The sequence below is a fragment of the Aminobacter aganoensis genome (assembly GCF_014206975.1).
Taxonomy (GTDB): Bacteria; Pseudomonadota; Alphaproteobacteria; order Rhizobiales; family Rhizobiaceae; genus Aminobacter; species Aminobacter aganoensis.
Genome location: NZ_JACHOU010000002.1, coordinates 84,595 through 102,362 on the forward strand (window position 1 = coordinate 84,595; position 17,768 = coordinate 102,362).

Genomic DNA, 17,768 nt, shown 5'->3' on the forward strand with positions numbered 1-17,768 from the left:
ATGCCGGACAAGTTAACGCAGGGGCATCCCGGTCAGGCCGGAATGCGCACCACCACCTCGATCTCGCCGCTGTCGCGCATGGCAAAAGATGCATCCTTGCCCTTCACACCATCGACGTCAGCCTTCGCAGCCTTAGTGGTTTTGTCTCGCACCACCCGCAACCTATAGACAGCCCCACCCAGGCGCAGGGTTGCAGAGTAACCCTCCCAATGCTTCGGGATGGCCGGAGACACCACAAGGCGGTCACCGCGCCGGCTGATGCCGAGGATGCTTTCGACCGCTGCACGATAGAGCCAGCCGGCCGAACCTGTGTACCAGGTCCAGCCGCCACGCCCGGCCTTGGAGGCGTCGGCATAGACATCCGCCGCCACGACATAAGGTTCGACCCTGTAGGTCTCGGCCCCCTGCTCGTCGAGCGCGTGATTGACCGGGTTGAGCATCGAGAAGCAGCGGTAGGCCTCGTCAACCTGCCCCATTTCCGCCAGCGCGATGACAAACCACGTCGCCGCATGGGTGTACTGGCCGCCGTTCTCGCGAACGCCCGGCGGATAGGACTTGATGTAGCCCGGCTCCTTCTCCGTCTCGGAGAATGGCGGCGTAAACAGCCGGATGAGCTTCATCTCATCGTCGACCAACATCTTGGTCGCCTGGGCCATGGCGGTGCGCGAGCGGGCCGGATCGCCCTCGCCCGAGATCACGCTCCACGACTGGGCGATCGAATCGATCTTGCATTCGTCGGAATTGCGCGAGCCGAGCGGCGTGCCATCGTCGAAGCTGCCGCGGCGGTACCACTCGCCATCCCAGGCGGCATGCTCCAGCGCCCGCTTCAGGGCATTGGCATGCTTGTCCCAGGCATTAGCGCGCTTGGAGTCGCCCTCGGCCTTGGCCAGGGGCGCGAACTCGCCCAGCGTCTTCAGCAGGAACCAGCCAAGCCAGACGCTGTCGCCCTTGCCTTCCTCGCCGACGCGGTTCATGCCGTCGTTCCAATCGCCTCCAAGGATCAGCGGCAGGCCATTCTTGGCCGTCCGCTTGATGGCGAGGTCGAGCGCGCGGGCACAATGCTCGTAGAGTGACGCCTTCTTCTTCGACGCCTCGGGCGTAAAGAAGGCATCATGCTCGCCCGGATTCAGCTGCTGCCCTTCGATGAACGGCAGTTGCTCGGCCAGGATCGCCGCATCGCCCGTAACCGAGACATAGCGTGCCGTGGCGCTCGCCAGCCAGACGACGTCGTCGGAGATCATCGTGCGCACGCCGGCACCGGTGCGCGGCAGCCACCAATGCTGCACATCGCCTTCGGCAAATTGCCGGCCTGCCGCATTCAGGATCTGGGCACGGGCCAAGCTTGCATCATGCATCAGCAGCGCTAGCGTGTCCTGCAACTGGTCGCGGAAGCCGAACGCACCGCTCGCCTGGTAGAAGGCCGAGCGCGCGCGGATGCGGCAGGCAAGGCTTTGATAGGGCAGCCAGTTGTTGACCATCGCGTCGAGCGCCTTGTCCGGCGTCTCGACTTCGATCGTGCCGAGGAACGAGCGCCACTCTTGCGCGTTGTCGCCGAGCCGCTTGTCGAAGTCGACCTTGAGATGACGGGCGACAAGCGCGCTCGCCTCCTCGTCGGAGCCGGCATCGCCGAGCAGCCAAAGCAACGACACCGAGCCGCCGGCCGGTACCTCCACGTCCCGCGCAATCGCCGCGCAAGGATCAACACCGGCTTCCACGCGGCCGGTCAATTCCACGCCGAGCGTCACCGCCCGCGGCGCTTCGACCGTGCCTCCGGTGCCGATGAATTCCTGGCGATCGGCTGTGACCGTGCCGGCCTTGCCATCCATCGCCATGAAGGCGACGCGCTCGCCGAAATCGAGACCATAAGTGTTGCGCGCCAGAAGTGCGCCAGTGGCAGGGTCGAGCGAGGATACGATGTTTGGCGCGGTCTTCGCCCGCCCGGTGCCGAGCACCCATTCGGCATAGGCATAGACCCTGAGCTTGGCTGCCACGGCGCCGGAATTCTCGATGCGCAGCCGCGAGACACGAACCGGATCCGACGGGTCGACGAGATGTGTCAGCTCGGTCGTCAGCGTGCCGCGCTTGGAGCGGAAGGTCGAGAAGCCCTGACCATGGCGCGCCTCATAGGAAGCGCTCGCGTCCCTTGCGACAGCGGCAATCGGCGAGTAGGTCCGGCCACTGGTGCGATCGAAGACATAGACCGCCTCGCCCGGACGGTTGGTGACCGGGTCGTTGGACCATGGCGTCAGCTGGTAGTCGCGGCTGTTGCGGCTCCAGGTGAAGGACGCGCCCTCGGCCGAGCTATGGAAGCCGAATCCGGGATTGGAGACGACGTTGATCCAGGGCTGCGGCGTGGCGCGCATGCCATTGAGGCGCACCACATAGTCGCGGCCGCCGGCATCGAAACCGCCGAACCCGTTCCAGTGGGAAAGTCCGTCGCCGACCGCCTTGCGAGCGTTTCGCGACGGCAGCGTTGCCGTTGCCGTGGATTCCGGGCGATCCGTTGCCTGAGCCGTCGCCAGCGCATCGCGCGCCTGCAGGGCTGCGGCCTCGGCACGCTCGATCTGGTCGAATATGGTGCCGTTGCGGGTGTGCAAGCAGACCCGTGCGACAGCGAGCAGCGTGCGATAGGACGCTTCGTCCATCAGGTCGCGGCGCACGGCAAAGATGTGCTGGCGCGGTCCGAGTTCCTTGCCGCGCAGGCGGCTGTTCTCGCACAGATGTTCGATCGCCTGCTGCAGGTCCTGAACATAGGACGAGGCCTGCTCGTTGACGATGACGAGATCGGCAACCAGGCCGCGGGCCCGCATGTACTCCTGGAACCGCAGCGCCTGGGCGACGATCTCGATGTCGGCGACGTCGCCGATGCGGATCGCCAGGATCGGGAAATCGCCGGAAATCGCCATCGGCCACAGCGCCGACTGCCGGCCGAGGCCGGAGGCGATCGCGTCCGCTGAAAGGCGCAGGAACGGATCGGGATAGATCAGATAGCGCGCCAGCTTCTGGACGTTGGCGGCGTCGGCGAGATTGAGGCCGAGATGGCGCGTCTGAACCTGCGAACGGGTCCAGGACAGCATTGCCTGGCGCGGGAAACCCTCGGGATGGTCGAGCCGGGCCACCGTCTCTTCGACTTCCTCGCGGGTCGAGCCGACGACGGTCCAGAAGGTCAGCGAGACCTTCTTGTTGGCGGGCACGCGGACCCGGCGTCGAAGGGCGGCGACCGGATCGAGCGTGAAGCCGGCGCTGCCCGAAAGCTTGGCGCCGGCATCGAAGGCGGCCGGGTCGGCGATGGTGCGGCCACGGCCGATGAAGGCGCGGCGGTCGGTCTCGGCTTCGGTGTCGCGTGCAAACCCCGACTGATCGGTGACGAAATGCGCGGCAACGATCGACGGCTCATTGGCCGCCCGCTTCTGCCGGGTTGCCAGGATAGCGCTGCCGTTGTGGGTGATCTCGGTCTCGACGAACATCTTCGAGAACGCCGGATGGGCGTTGTCGTTTGCTTCGGGTGCAAGCACCAGTTCGGCGAAGGACGTCACCTCGATGTGACGATCGACGGCGGCATCGTTCCAGATGACGACGCGGCGCGCTTCGCCATTGCCTTCGGAGACGACGATGCACTCGACCTCGCTGCGCAGCGTGCCGACAGTCTTGATGAAGCTCGCCTTGTCGTCGCAGAACAGCGTCTGGGTCTGCTCGCCGGTGGCGCGCTTGGGTTCGGCGGTAGCCGACCACCAATCGCCCGTATCGATGTCGCGCAAGAACAGATAGGTACCGAGGCGATCCTCGGTCGGGTCGGGCTGCCAGCGCGTGATCGCCATGTCGTTCCAGCGGCTGTAGCCGGAACCGGTGGCGGTCACCATCACCGAATAGCGGCCGTTCGACATCAGGTTGGTCGAACGCAGGGCCCGCATGGGATTGAGCACCAGGCGCGTGTCGGCGCTGTGGTCGGCGGTTTCGTCCTTGGTGTGCTCGGCGACCTCGGTGCGAACGGTTGCCACCGGGATGTCGCGCGGCGCCTTCTCCTGCAACAGGAGCTCGGCAGCCTCGATCACCTGGTCGCTGTGGAACCGGTCGCGCATCCTGCCTTCGAAGATGGCGTTGGCAATCGATACGATCGACATGCCCTGGTGGTGGGCCATGTAATTGTAGACGACGGCATGATCGGTGCCCTCCGGCACGCGCTGCGGCGTGTAGTCGACCGCGTCGTAATAGCCGTAGCGGCCGAGCGCGCCGAGCTTGCGCAAGCGCCGGAGGTTGGCCGTCGCTTCGCTCGGCATGAACTGGGCTGCCAGCACGGTCGCGTAAGGCGCGATGACGGTGTTCTGGCCAAGACCTCGCTTGAGGCCGAGGCCCGGCACGCCGAAGTTGGTGTACTGATAGGTCAGTTCGCGGTCGCGGCCATTGTAGGCGGCTTCCGAAATGCCCCACGGAATGCCCTTCGAACGGCCATACTGGATCTGGCGGCGGATGATGAGCTTGTTGGTCTGGTTGAGAATGCCGCCCTGCGGCTCCTTCATGACCAGCGGCGGCATCAGGTACTCGAACATCGAACCCGACCACGACATCAGCGCGCCCTGGAAACCGATCTCGACGATAGGCCGGCCAAGCCGGAACCAGTGCTCGGTCGGGATATCGCCCTTGGCGATGCCGAACAGGCTGGTCAGACGTGCCTCGGAAGCCAGCAGGTCGTAGCAGCTTTCGTCGAGCTGATGTTCCTCGACCCGGTAGCCGATGGACAGCAGCTTGCGCTCGTTGCGCATCAGGAACGAGAAGTTCATCTCGAACGCGAACTTGCGGGTGCGTTCACGCAGTTCCATCAGCTTGGCCCGCAGGCCGGCGACGGCCAGGTCGTCGCTGTGCGCGTCATGCACGTGCGCCTCGCACGTCACCTCGAGCGTCCTCGCCCAATCGGACAGGACTTCGCTCCTGGTCGATGCGGCCTCGGTGTGGATGGCACCGGCCAGCTTGCGGATCTCGCCCGACAGGACCGCCAGGTTGATGGTGCGGATCGACGCCATTTCGGGCTGGGACTTGATGGTTTCCACGGCGCGGCGCATGCCGTCGATGCGGTCGATGAGCCGCTGGCGCAGCGGCCTCAATTGCCGACGGTCGTCCGGCAGGTCGGCAACGCTTTCCTCGATGATCGAGACGATGTCGAGAATCCCTTCGAAATCGCCCTGCAGATGGACGGACGGTGCTTCCGCCCATTCCGAGCAGGCCGCGGCGACCGCCACGAGGTGGCCGGCGAGATTGCCGCTGTCGACGCTCGAGACATAAAGCGGATAGAGCGGGCGCAGATTGGTCGTGTCGTACCAGTTGTACAGATGTCCCCTGAAGCGCTCCATCTTCTCGATGGTCGAAACCGTGGCGTCGATGCGGGCAACCGCGTCGGCCAGGCTGATCCAGCCGAAGTCGCGGGCGGAGACGACCGACAGCAGGTAGACGCCGATATTGGTCGGCGAGGTGCGGGTGGCAATGACGCCGGTCGGGTTTTCCTGGAAATTGTCGGGCGGCAGGTGGTTCTGCTCGGGCGTCACGAAGGTTTCGAAGTAGTGCCAGGTGCGGCGCGCCACGGTGCGCAGCGTGTGGACGTCCCAGGGCATGACGTGCAGCCGGTCCTCGGTCTCGGCCGAGCGGCTGATCAACCAGGCGAAGGCCGGCGAGCCGGCCCAGAAGACGGCGAAGGCGAAAGCAACGAACGCACCGGTGGAATCGGCGAAAACCGGCACCGCCAGGCCGATCACGGCGATGATCACCGCGCCATACATCATCCGGTAGTAGGCGGCGAGGTCGTTGCCGCCCGACTTGTGGGCCTGCGAGGCGGTGCGCCATTCCAGCAGATCCTTGCGGCTGACGAACAGGCGATAGAGCGTGCGGACAATGGCGTCGCCCATCATCCAGGCGAGATGCGCCATGAGCACGATCTTCAGCGCCACCATTGCCGTGCCGAATGCCAGGTCGCGGCCAAGCGCGCTGAAATGGCCACGCGGCGTGGCGTCGCGGTTCTTGGGCAGGATGGCGTCGATGATGTCGAAAGTCGGCGCCATGAACAGGCTGAGGATCAAGAGCGCCTGCCACTGCGCCGCCTGGGTGAAGGGCAGCAGCGTCCAGCCGGCAATCGCCGCCATGACCCAAAAGATCGGCGTCAGCGAGCGCCTGAGGTTGTCGACCATCTTCCAGCGCGACAGCGCCGGAACGCCGGACTTCGGATCGAAGATGAAGCCGAGCAGTTGCCAGTCGCCACGGGCCCAGCGATGCTGGCGCGAGGCGTCGACCGAATAGCGGGTCGGGTAATCCTCGACGACCTCGACATCGGTGACGAGCGCTGAACGCGCCAGCGCGCCTTCGAGCAGATCGTGGCTGAGCACGGTGTTTTCGGCGATGCGGCCCTTGAGCGCTGCCTCTATCGCATCGACATGGTACAGCCCCTTGCCGGTGAAAGTGCCTTCACCGAAGACGTCCTGATACAGGTCGGAAACGGCAAAGACGTAGGGGTCGAGGCCGCGGTGGGCCGAGAAGACACGCTGGAAGAACGAGGCCTCGTCGCCCGTCGTCAGGGACGGCGTGACGCGCGGCTGCAAGATTGCATAGCCAGCCGTCACCAGGCGCTTTTCGACGTCGAACTCCGGCCGGTTGAGCGGGTGGCACATCTTGCCGACCAGCTTGGTGACCACGCCGCGCGTCATGCGCGTGTCGGCGTCGAGCGTCATGACATGGATGATGTTGTCAGGCAGCGGCACGTCGGTCGGCATGAAGGTGGTGTCGCCGTCTCCGCGCAGCAGAAGGTTCAGCTCGTGCAGCTTGCCGCGCTTGCGCTCCCACCCCATCCAGCAGCCTTGCGCCGGATTGTAGAGCCGGCGGCGGTGCAGCAGGTAGAACCGCGGCGCACCCTCGCTCGGATAGCGCTGGTTGAGCTTGGCAATCTCGCGGCGGGCGTAATCATAGATTTCGCGGTCACCAGTCGAAATCTCGGCCTGGCTGTCGGGCCAGTCCGACAGCACAGCAAAATGGATTTCACCCGACATGTTGGCGAGGTGATGGACCTCGATGTTGCGGATGTTTTCCTCGACATCGTCACGCGAGCCAATCAGCGACGGCACGACAACCAGCGTGCGGGCCTCTGCCGGCACGCCGTCCTTGAATTCGTAGCCGATGAGGCGGGTCGGCTCGAGGAACTTGAGCACGATGGTGTTGAAGAAGGCGAGCGCGCCTTCGCTTGCCGGCACCGCAAACAGCGTCAGCATCAACGCAATCGCTGCCGAAGGCAGGCCAAGGGCGGCGAGCGCATTGCCGGCAAGCAACAGCAGAAGCACGGTCAGCGCAAAAACCGGCAGCGCTATGCCGATCCAGTTGGTCTTGCGGAAGGCACGATTGATGACGCGGCCGATCGTGGGGCGATAGCCGATCGCCTGCTCCAGTTCCTGCCGGCGCGGGCCGACGAGGAAGAAGCCGACGTCGGAGCATTCCTTTTGCAGATCGCCCTGCTCGTCGAGCGGCGCGGGCTTTTCCGTCTGGGCGAAATCGGTGGCGCGCTCGGCAACCTGGAATTCGGACAGCTTGGAATGGCGAGCGAGATCCTCGATGGCGGTGCGATACTGGTCACGCGAGGCAAAATCGAGCGCGGCAAAATTTGTGCGCTCGCGCAGCAGCGTGTCGACGCGGCTGACATCCTCGAACCATACCGTCCAATCCTGGTCGTTGATGAGGCGAAGGCCACGGATGATGTTGCCGGTGGTGACGTTGCCACTGGAGAGCGTGTGATGCTCGCCGATGATGATCTCTTCGGCGTCGCTGCCGGACTTCTCAAGCTCGTTTTCGAGCCAGATCAATGCCTTGCCTGCATTTTGCGAGCCATCGCGCAAGCGGTAGAGCAATTGCGTCGCAAAGGTCGTGTCACGGGCATGCGCCGCGTAGGCCCTGAGCAGGGCCAGCCCGTCATCCTGTTCCTGCACGCCCTGCAGGCGGTCGGCAACGTCATTGGCGATCGCCCGCATCTCGCGGGCGCGATTGACCCGCACGGCAATGCGGCGCAGGTTCTCGACCAGCACGAAGCGCAGCAGCGACGGAAGCGCCCAGAGTTCGCCGATCTGCAGCGGCTCGACGGACTGGTAGCCCTCGACGATCGACTTGAACATCTGGGCCGACACGGTGCTGTCGGAGTGGGCGACGTAGATCCAGGCAATGGCGAGCGCGCGCGGCACCCGCTGTCCTTCGCCGAGTTCGATGGTCGGCAGTTCACGGTAGAAGCGGCGCGGCAAGTCGCGCTTGACCTGATAGATGGTCTCCTCGACCAGATAATTGTTGTCGAGCAGCCATTGCGCGGCGGGCGTTATCGGCTCGCCCCTGCCCTGCGCGGAATTGGTGTCGCGATAGACCTGAAGGATTTTCTTGGCGCTCTCGCGAACGCGGGCGTGGAAGTCGAACGCCTCGAGACCGACATAGGAGCGCAACTCCTTGCGGGCGAGGCTTTCACCCGTCGCCCTGAGCCGATCTTCATGCAGCACGGTCGCCCTGATCGGCTGCTCTGCCACAGCCGGGAAACTAGGCACTACATCTTTGATCCGGCGCGGGTCGGTCTGAATATTCATCTACAACATTTCCGTTTGACAGAAAGTCCGCCACGCCTGCCGGCGCCGCGGACCTGTCGCATAAACCGTTTCAAACAAGAATTGGTTGCATCGCAACACAACAGGTCGACTGATCGCTCTTGCACCGCGATTGAGTGAAAATATGGCGCCGCCCTCACCCACGTCGCCGGTCGCCTCATAGCAGTGCCGGATGGAGACCGGAACGGAAGGATTCAGGCTTTTTCGTGTTCGATGCTCGAATTTGGCCATATTTCAGGCAGTGCCCGTCACGGGAAATCGCTTTGGCATTTGCGAGGCACGAATCTTCTCTGCTGCGAGCCCCGGATGCCTCTCGTGCAGGCCAGGATTTCGCCCGGCCAAGCCGCTTTGCCAAGGTTATCCGCCGCGCGGCAATACGGTGTAGACCCTGACGACAAAAGCATGGAACTCGGCCATGTAATTCCTCAGGAATTCGGCGGTGTCGTCATTCGTCACCTCGCCCTCATCGGTGATCAGGCCGGGCTTGAACTGGATGTAGGCTTCCGGGGCGTTCATCTGCGGCGAATTGCAGAAACTCAGCACACTGCGCAGGCTCTGCTGCGCCACCGCCGTGCCGATGGCGCCGGGCGACGTGCCGATGACGGCCGACGGCTTGCGGGTGAACGAATTCGTGCCATAGGGCCGGCTCGCCCAATCGATGGCGTTCTTCAGACCACCGGGAATGGAGCGGTTGTATTCGGGCGTGACGAAGAGGATGGCGTCTACGCTCGCCAACGCCTGCTTGAAGGCCCGAGCAGGGGGCGGAAAATCGGCATCGTAGTCATAACTATAGAGCGGCAGGTCCCGAAACGAGATCTCCTCCATCTCGAGATGTTTCGGCGCCAGCCTGACCAATGCCTTGGCGAGCTTGCGGTTGATCGAGCCTGCGGCAAGGCTGCCGATGAAATAACCGACCTTGTAGGTGTCCATGGCACAATCTCCATATTGCCTGCGACATCGGTCGCCGGCCTGACTACCCACCCCGAAGGGATAGTTCGCCAGTTCCGGCCAGATGTCACGACGATTTTGGAGATTGCGGGACTATTGGCGCCGAATGGAGACGAGCAGGAGCGACACCGGCTCGTTGGGCTCGATTTCCAGCACATCGGGACCATCGCCGGAATACAGCGTGTCCAATGCGGCAATGTCCTCGCCACCGACACGCACCGAGCCGGACGCAAAGAAGGCGAGGCTGGCGCCCTCCCCCACAGCGACCCTGGTCGGCTCTGCAAATTCCAGCCGCTGGACTGAATGGCTGATGCGGCCACGCCGGGTCATGACGTTGAAATCGAGCACCGGCCCGTCGATCAGTGTCGCCTCGGTGCTGACATCGCCCGGGAAAACGTAAGGCGCCGATGTTGGAGAAAGCGTGACCGGCGGCGCTGCGCCCGCCGCAAGCCGCATGCTCCCGGCCAGGACCGTCAGCGTCCGGTCGATGCCGGCAAAGACGGAAAACGGCCCGCCGCTCGCGACCTGCGCCATCGAGATGCGCCAATCGAAGCCGTCGAGACCGGTCGCAGGCGGCCAAGCCATGATTTCGGTCGTCACGCCGCCGCCGTTCTTCCACGGCATGGGGCGGCAGTCGGCGTGACGAATGATGCGCATGGTCATCCCAGGATCGTTAGCCCAAGATTCCAGGCAGGTTGAGGCCCTTGTCCTTGGCGCAGTCGACTGCAATGTCGTAGCCGGCGTCGGCATGGCGCATGACGCCGGTCGCCGGGTCGTTCCACAAAACGCGCTCCAGCCGGCGCGCCGCATCTTCGGTACCGTCGGCACAGATGACAACGCCCGAATGCTGCGAAAAGCCCATGCCGACGCCGCCGCCATGGTGCAGCGACACCCAGGTGGCGCCGGAAGCGGTGTTGAGCAGCGCATTGAGCAGCGGCCAGTCGGACACGGCGTCCGATCCGTCCTTCATCGCCTCGGTCTCGCGGTTCGGCGAGGCAACGGAGCCCGAGTCGAGATGGTCACGGCCGATGACGACGGGCGCCTTGAGCTCGCCCTTGGCGACCATCTCGTTGAAGGCGAGGCCAAGCCGGTGGCGGTCGCCGAGGCCGACCCAGCAGATGCGCGCCGGCAGGCCCTGGAAGTGAATGCGCTTGGCCGCCATGTCGAGCCAGTTGTGCAGGTGCGTGTTGCCAGGCGTCAGTTCCTTCACCTTGGCGTCGGTCTTGTAGATGTCTTCCGGATCGCCCGAGAGCGCTGCCCAGCGGAACGGACCGATGCCGCGGCAGAACAGCGGGCGGATGTAGGCCGGCACGAAGCCGGGGAAGTCGAACGCATTCTCCACGCCCTCTTCCAGCGCCATCTGGCGGATGTTGTTGCCGTAGTCGACGGTCGGAATGCCCATCTTGTGGAAATCGAGCATCGCCTTGACGTGGACCGCCATCGACGCGCGGGCAGCCTTCGCCACCGCATTGGGATCGCGCTGACGCTTGTCTTCCCACTCGGCCACAGTCCAGCCCTGCGGCAGGTAGCCGTTGACGGGATCATGCGCCGAGGTCTGGTCGGTCACGGCATCGGGCTTGATGCCACGCTTGACGAGTTCCGGGAAGACGTCGGCGGCGTTGCCCAGGAGAGCGACCGAAATCGCCTTCTTTTCCTTGCAGGCCTTGTCGATGATGGCGAGCGCGTCGTCGAGATCCTTGGCCTGGACGTCGACATAGCCGGTCTTCAGGCGCATCTCGATGCGGCTCGGCTGGCATTCGACGGCAAGGCATGAAGCCCCGGCCATGGTCGCGGCCAGCGGCTGTGCGCCACCCATGCCGCCGAGACCTGCCGTCAGTATCCAGCGGCCGGCGAGATCGCCGCCGAAATGCTGACGGCCCATCTCGACGAAGGTTTCGTAAGTGCCCTGAACGATGCCCTGGCTGCCGATATAGATCCACGAGCCGGCGGTCATCTGGCCGTACATCATCAGGCCCTTCTTATCGAGGGCGTTGAAATGATCCCAATTGGCCCAGTGCGGCACGAGGTTGGAGTTTGCGAGCAGGACACGCGGCGCATCCTTGTGCGTGCGGAACACGCCGACCGGCTTGCCCGACTGGATCAGCAGCGTCTCGTCGGCCTCGAGCTTGCGAAGGGCGGCGACGATGCGGTCGAAGCTCTGCCAGTCGCGGGCGGCTCGGCCGATGCCGCCATAGACGACCAGTTCGCTCGGCTTTTCGGCGACCATCGGGTCGAGATTGTTCATCAGCATGCGCAGCGGCGCTTCGGTGAGCCAGCTCTTGGCAGTGAGCTCCGTACCGGTGGCGGCGCGGATGACGCGGTCATTGTCGATGCGGGAATGTTGGGTCATGCGTAAGCCTCCTAGGAGTGTCGGCTGCCCGCCCAAGCGAGCGCGGTTTCGAGAATCTTGGTGAGCGTCGCGCGCATCGGCGCGGCGAATGCGGGATCGTAGCGGCTCGGCCAGTTGGAAGGCGCGACCTTGCCTTCCGGCTCCAGCATGTAGCCGCGGCAGGACAGCTCCATCTGCAGGGCGTGGACGCCATGTTCCGGGCGACCGTGGTGGCGGGTGATCCAGCCACCCTTGAAACGGCCATTGACGACAGAGGGTCGGCCCGTCGCCGCCATCAGCGCGGCAACCTGGTCCTGCAAGGCAGGGTCGGCGCTGGTGCCGGAGTTGGTGCCAAGATTGAACAGCGGCAGCTTGCCTTCAAATAGCCTCGGGATGACCGAGCGGATCGAATGGCAGTCATAGAGCACGATCTGCGGATGCAGCGCCCGCAGGCGGGCGACCTCCTTCTCGAGGGCGGCATGATACGGCTCGAAATAGGTTGCGCGGCGACGTGCAACCTCGTTGTCGTCGGGCGCCTGCCCTTCTTTATACAACGCCTCGCCGTCGAAGGTCGTGGTCGGGCAAAGCTCGGTCGTCGCCTGGCCGGGATAGAGCGAGACCCCAGAGGGATCGCGGTTGACGTCGATGATCGAGCGCGAAACCGTGGTGCGAACGACCGTCGCGCCCAGCTCGCCGGCGAAGTCGTAAAGCTGCTCGATCCACCAGTCGGTGTCACGCCGGGCAAGCCAGGGCGAGACGAAGCTGCCGTCGAGCCCAGCAAGACCGGTACCGGTGTGGGGGATACTGACGAGCAGCGGAGCATCGCCCCGATTGACCGTCAGCCAGGAGCTATCGCTCATGCTTGAGCCCCTGAAATCTGCGGCAAGGCCACGCTGCCAAGCGCTTCGACGATCGCCCCGGTGCGGATCATGGCGATGGCCTTTTCCATGTCGGGATGGAAATGACGGTCATCGTCGAGATGCGGCACCTGCGCCCTGACCAGCTTGCGCACCGCTTCAAGCGCCTCGCTCGATGCCAGCGGGGCATGGAAGTCGCAGCCCTGGGCAGCGGCCAGCAGTTCGATGCCGAGCACGCCATTGGCGTTTTCGATCATCGACAGCAGCCGGCGGGCGCCGTGGGCAGCCATCGAGACATGATCTTCCTGGTTGGCTGAGGTCGGGATGGAATCGACGGATGCCGGGTAGGCTTTCTGCTTGTTCTCGGAAACCAGTGCTGCAGCAGTGACCTGCGGGATCATGAAGCCCGAGTTCAGGCCCGGCTTGGGCGTCAGGAATGCCGGCATGCCGGAGAGCGCCGGGTCGACCAGCATGGCGATGCGGCGCTCGGACAGAGAGCCGATCTCGCAAACGGCCAGCGCGATCATGTCGGCGGCAAAGGCCACCGGTTCGGCGTGGAAATTGCCGCCGGAAAGCGCCGTGTCGTCTTCGGTGAAGATCAGCGGATTGTCGGTGACGCCATTGGCTTCGGTGCCAAGTGTGTCGGCGGCCTTGCGCAGCACGTCGAGGGCCGCGCCCATCACCTGAGGCTGGCAGCGCAGGCAATACGGGTCCTGGACACGTTCGTCGCCGACGCGGTGGCTTTCGCGGATGGCGCTGCCGGCCATCAGGTTACGCAGCGCCTCTGCCGTCTCGATCTGGCCGCGGTGCTTGCGCAGCAGATGGATACGCGGGTCGAACGGGGCGTCGGAGCCCTTGGCGGCGTCGGTCGACAGCGCGCCGGTGACCAGTGCCGACTTGTACAGGACTTCGGCGTCGAACAGCGCCGCAAGGGCATAGGCTGTCGAGAACTGGGTGCCGTTGAGCAGCGCAAGGCCTTCCTTGGCGCCAAGGGTGATCGGCTCGAGTTCGTGGGTGACGAAGGCAACCTTGGAGGGCACGATGCCATGCGGGGTGTGGCAATCGCCGACGCCGATCATCGTCGCGGTCATGTGCGACAGCGGCGCCAGATCGCCCGAGGCGCCGACCGAGCCCTGCGCCGGCACGACCGGGATGACACCCTTGGCCAGCATCGCCTGCAGCAGGTCGATGGTCTGCTCGCGTACGCCGGAGGCACCCTGCGCCAGGCTTGCCAGCTTGAGCGCCATCATGAGGCGCGTCACCGCCACCGGCATGGCCTCGCCGACGCCCGCGGCATGGGAGAGCACGATGTTGCGCTGCAGGGTTTCAAGGTCATCCGCCGGGATGCGAACGCTGGCCAACTTACCGAAGCCGGTGTTGATGCCGTAGACCGGCTCGCCCTTGGCGACGATCCTGGCCACCGTTTCGGCGCTGGCCCTGATCCTGGGGCGGCAGGTCGGGTCGAGTTCGGGCACTGCGCCACGATAGATGGCGCGCCAATCGGCCAGCGTTGCGTTGCCGGGCTTCAGAACGAGCGTAGTCATTTACCTCTCCAGATACGGGCATGGAGCGGGTTGAACCCCATGCGATAGACAAGTTCGGCCGGGCTTTCGATGTCCCAGATGGCAAGGTCGGCCCATTTGCCGGCTTCGAGCGTGCCGGTCTCGGCAAGCAGGCCGAGCGCCCGAGCAGCTTCGCGGGTGGTGCCGGAAATGCACTCCTCGACCGTCATGGCAAACAGCGTCGCCGCCATGTTCATGGTCAGAAGCAGCGAGGTCAGCGGCGAGGTGCCGGGATTGTTGTCGGTGGCAACCGCCATCTTCACGCCGTGCTGGCGGAACAGGTCGAGCGGCGGCTTTTTGGTTTCGCGGATGAAATAGAAGGCGCCGGGCAGGATGACGGCGACCGTTCCGGCCTTTGCCATGGCAATCGCGCCGGCCTCGTTCGTGTATTCGAGATGGTCGGCCGACAGCGCACCATAGCTTGCGGCAAGGGCTGCACCACCGAGATTGGAGAGCTGGTCGGCATGAAGCTTGACCGGCAGACCGCGTGCCGTGGCCGCATCGAAGACACGCGCCATTTGACTAGGTGAGAAGGCGATGCCCTCGCAGAAGCCATCGACGGCGTCGGCCAGGCCTTCATCGGCGACCCTGGCCAGCATCGGACCGGCAACGAGGTCAGTATAGGCATCCTTGTCGCCATTGGCTTCCGGCGGCAGGGCATGGGCCCCGAGGAATGTCGTGCGCACCGTCACTGGCCGCACCCCGGCCAGCTGCCTCGCGGCGCGCAGCGACTTGGCTTCGTTGTCGAGGTCGAGGCCGTAGCCCGACTTGACCTCGACCGTCGTCACACCTTCGGCGATCAGCACATCAAGACGCGGCAAGGTCTGTGCCACCAGCTCGGCTTCGCTCGCCGCGCGCAGCGACTTGACTGACGAGACAATGCCGCCCCCTGCCCGCGCCACCTCTTCATAGGTGGCGCCGGCGAGGCGCATCTCGAACTCGTTGGCGCGATTTCCCGCGTGAACCAGATGGGTGTGGCAGTCGATCAGGCCCGGCGTGATCCAGCGCCCCTGGCAATCGACAACTTCGGCACCGGACAGCAGGCCGGCAGGCATGTCGGCTTCAGGACCGGCATAGACGATGCGGCCGTCGCGCGCCGCGACCGCGCCGGCCTCGACAACGCCAAGACCTGACGTGCCCTCGGCCAGCGTCGCCAGTCGCGCATTGCGCCAAACCCTTGCCGATCCTGTCGATTGAGCGCCAACCATGATCTTTTTCGTTTCCTCCACTTTCAATTATGTATATACATATCTAAGCGCGATGCAAGTGCTATCGTGCGGTTTGCGACAGCGGTGAGGAGATTATGGTGGCAACGATCTTTGCGGAACAGGCGCTTCTGGCCGATGGCTGGCAACGAAACGTGCGGCTGACGCTGGCCGACGGACGCATCGAACAAGTGGAAACCGGAGCCGTGGCCACCCCAAGCGACGAGCGCCATGCCATCGTGCTGCCTGGCATGCCGAACCTGCACAGCCACGCCTTCCAACGTGGCATGGCCGGCCTTGCCGAAATCCGCGGTCCCTCCTCCGACAGCTTCTGGTCCTGGCGCGAGGTGATGTACAAGTTCGCGCTGTCGATGACGCCGGACCAGGTCGAGGCGGTCGCCGCACAGCTTTATGTCGAGATGCTGGAGGCCGGCTTCAGCAGGGTCGGCGAGTTCCACTATCTCCACCACGACCGCGACGGCAGCCCCTACGCCAACATCGCCGAGATGGCCGAGCGCATCGCGGCAGCCTCGGTCGACACCGGCATCGGGCTCACCCTGCTGCCGGTGTTCTACGCACATTCCGGGTTCGGCGGTACGCCGGCCAATGACGGCCAACGGCGATTCATCAACGATACGAATCGCTTCGCGAAGCTTTTTGAGAAGTGTGGCGAGGCGGTCGCCGGCGTCGATGGCGCGGTGCTCGGTCTTGCGCCGCACAGCCTGCGCGCAGCGACCCCGGACGAATTGCCGGTCGTCACCGCCATGACCACCGGGCCGATCCACATCCACATCGCCGAACAGGTGAAGGAAGTCGAAGATTGCGTCGCATGGTCCGGCAACCGGCCCGTCGAGTGGCTTCTGCGTAATGCCGACGTCGACAAACGCTGGTGCCTGATCCATGCCACGCACATGACCGAGGCCGAGACGACCGCCATGGCCCGGTCGGGAGCGGTCGCCGGACTGTGTCCGATCACCGAGGCCAATCTCGGCGACGGCGTCTTTTCGGCGCCGCTGTTCGTCGAACATGGCGGCAGGTATGGCGTCGGCTCGGATTCGAATGTCGAGATCGGCGTCGGCGGCGAGCTGCGCATGCTCGAATATTCGCAAAGGCTGGCGCATCGCGCCCGCAATGTGCTTGCAACATCGGGCCAATCGACAGGGCGCGCGCTGTTCGACGCCGCCCTCGCAGGCGGATCGCAGGCGCTCGGCGCCAGATACGCTGCCATCGCGGCGGGTGCGCCTGCGGATTTCATCTCGCTCGACGCCACCCACCCGACGCTGGCGGGAAAATCAGGAGACGCCATTCTCGACGCCTGGATCTTCGCGCGTGGCGGCAAGGTCGATTGTGCCTGGGTCTATGGGCGCAAAGTCGTTTCGGATGGCCAACATTTCCGCCGAGATGCTATTGCAGCGCGGTTCCGGAGCGTGATGATGCAACTGACGGCGGCGTAAAGGCGGGGGACTCCTGGTGCCTGATTCGATAGCGGACCTGGTTGAAACGCCGGAGAGCGGCGATGCCGCGACGTCGCTCTACCAGCGCATCCTCAACGACATCCGGGACCGCATCGTTTCGGGCGAGTGGGAACCCGGCTATCGCATTCCCTTCGAACACGAACTGACCGAGGAATATGGCTGTTCGCGCATGACCGTGAACAAGGCGCTGTCGCAGCTCGCCAAGGCCGGGCTGATCGAGCGGCGTCGGCGCTCTGGCAGTTTCGTCCGCCGGCCGCAGTCGCAGGCAGCCGTGCTCGAGATTCACGACATCCGCATCGAGGTCGAAGCGCTTGGCCTGCCCTATCGCTACGAGTTGATGTCGCAGATCAAGCGACGCGCCGGCGCCGGCGACCGCGACAGGCTGGGATCGAGCGTGTCGGGCCAGTTGCTGGCATTGAAATGCCGCCACCATGCCGGCGCGCGGCCATTTTGCGTCGAAGACCGGCTAATCAACCTCGCCGCGGTGCCTGAGGCCGCCGACGAGGAATTCATCGAAACAGCACCCGGCCCGTGGCTGATCGGACAAGTGCCGTGGAGTGCCGCCGAACACGTCATCCGGGCAGCTGCCGCCGATGCCGAGACAGCAGCGGATCTCGGCCTGTCGGCCGGAGCGCCCTGCCTGGTCATCGAAAGGCGGACCTGGAGCGCCGAGCGTCCCGTCACGCATGTGCGCTTCACCTATCCGGCGAATGCCCATGCGGTGGTCGCCCGCTTCACGCCGTCCGACAGCTAGAAAAAGCAAAAAACGCCGCGCATCCCGGGGAC

At 64.7% G+C, this 17,768-nt stretch carries 9 protein-coding genes; 2 read left to right on the top strand and 7 right to left on the bottom strand.

What is annotated here, in order from left to right; translation table 11 throughout:
- Positions 1-32 precede the first annotated feature (32 nt).
- From GGR00_RS04345 to hutI, 7 genes are all read right to left on the bottom strand, one after another.
- Positions 33-8,588 (bottom strand): glycoside hydrolase family 94 protein, encoded by an 8,556-nt coding sequence (locus tag GGR00_RS04345; RefSeq protein WP_184698201.1) that lies wholly within the window; start codon positions 8,586-8,588, stop codon positions 33-35.
- Between the two features lie 375 nt (positions 8,589-8,963).
- Entirely contained in the window at positions 8,964-9,536 is a 573-nt protein-coding gene (locus tag GGR00_RS04350) for an NADPH-dependent FMN reductase (RefSeq protein ID WP_055979017.1), read from the bottom strand.
- Positions 9,537-9,647: 111 nt separating this feature from the next.
- Entirely contained in the window at positions 9,648-10,217 is a 570-nt protein-coding gene (locus GGR00_RS04355; protein ID WP_244487883.1) for a HutD/Ves family protein, read from the bottom strand.
- A gap of 10 nt (positions 10,218-10,227) precedes the next feature.
- Positions 10,228-11,904 (bottom strand): urocanate hydratase, encoded by a 1,677-nt coding sequence (gene hutU / locus GGR00_RS04360; protein ID WP_184698205.1) that lies wholly within the window; start codon positions 11,902-11,904, stop codon positions 10,228-10,230.
- 11 nt (positions 11,905-11,915) lie between these two features.
- Positions 11,916-12,743: an N-formylglutamate deformylase gene (hutG, locus tag GGR00_RS04365; RefSeq protein WP_184698209.1), complete on the bottom strand. Its 828-nt coding sequence runs from the start codon at positions 12,741-12,743 to the stop codon at positions 11,916-11,918.
- Positions 12,740-14,284 (bottom strand): histidine ammonia-lyase, encoded by a 1,545-nt coding sequence (gene hutH / locus GGR00_RS04370; protein ID WP_055979007.1) that lies wholly within the window; start codon positions 14,282-14,284, stop codon positions 12,740-12,742. Before hutH ends, hutG begins: the two co-directional genes overlap by 4 nt.
- A complete protein-coding gene (gene hutI / locus GGR00_RS04375; RefSeq protein ID WP_184698213.1) occupies positions 14,281-15,510 on the bottom strand; it encodes an imidazolonepropionase in 1,230 nt (409 codons plus the stop codon). The genes hutH and hutI overlap by 4 nt, the downstream gene beginning before the upstream one ends.
- A gap of 98 nt (positions 15,511-15,608) precedes the next feature.
- On the opposite strand from hutI, the gene GGR00_RS04380 reads away from it, so the two are divergent.
- Both GGR00_RS04380 and hutC read left to right on the top strand, forming a co-directional pair.
- Positions 15,609-16,961, top strand: coding sequence for a formimidoylglutamate deiminase (locus GGR00_RS04380; protein ID WP_184698217.1), 1,353 nt, complete (start codon positions 15,609-15,611; stop codon positions 16,959-16,961).
- Positions 16,962-16,998: 37 nt separating this feature from the next.
- Complete coding sequence (gene hutC, locus GGR00_RS04385) at positions 16,999-17,736, top strand: histidine utilization transcriptional repressor HutC (RefSeq protein ID WP_184698929.1); 738 nt, start codon at positions 16,999-17,001, stop codon at positions 17,734-17,736.
- Positions 17,737-17,768 lie beyond the last annotated feature (32 nt).

Excerpts from the sequence above, each read along its gene's own strand:
- GGR00_RS04345 (WP_184698201.1), bottom strand. The coding sequence starts at position 8,588 with ATGAATATTCAGACCGACCCGCGCCGGATCAAAGATGTAGTGCCTAGT.
- GGR00_RS04350 (WP_055979017.1), bottom strand. The coding sequence starts at position 9,536 with ATGGACACCTACAAGGTCGGTTATTTCATCGGCAGCCTTGCCGCAGGC.
- GGR00_RS04355 (WP_244487883.1), bottom strand. The coding sequence starts at position 10,217 with ATGACCATGCGCATCATTCGTCACGCCGACTGCCGCCCCATGCCGTGG.
- hutU (WP_184698205.1), bottom strand. The coding sequence starts at position 11,904 with ATGACCCAACATTCCCGCATCGACAATGACCGCGTCATCCGCGCCGCC.
- hutG (WP_184698209.1), bottom strand. The coding sequence starts at position 12,743 with ATGAGCGATAGCTCCTGGCTGACGGTCAATCGGGGCGATGCTCCGCTG.
- hutH (WP_055979007.1), bottom strand. The coding sequence starts at position 14,284 with ATGACTACGCTCGTTCTGAAGCCCGGCAACGCAACGCTGGCCGATTGG.
- hutI (WP_184698213.1), bottom strand. The coding sequence starts at position 15,510 with ATGGTTGGCGCTCAATCGACAGGATCGGCAAGGGTTTGGCGCAATGCG.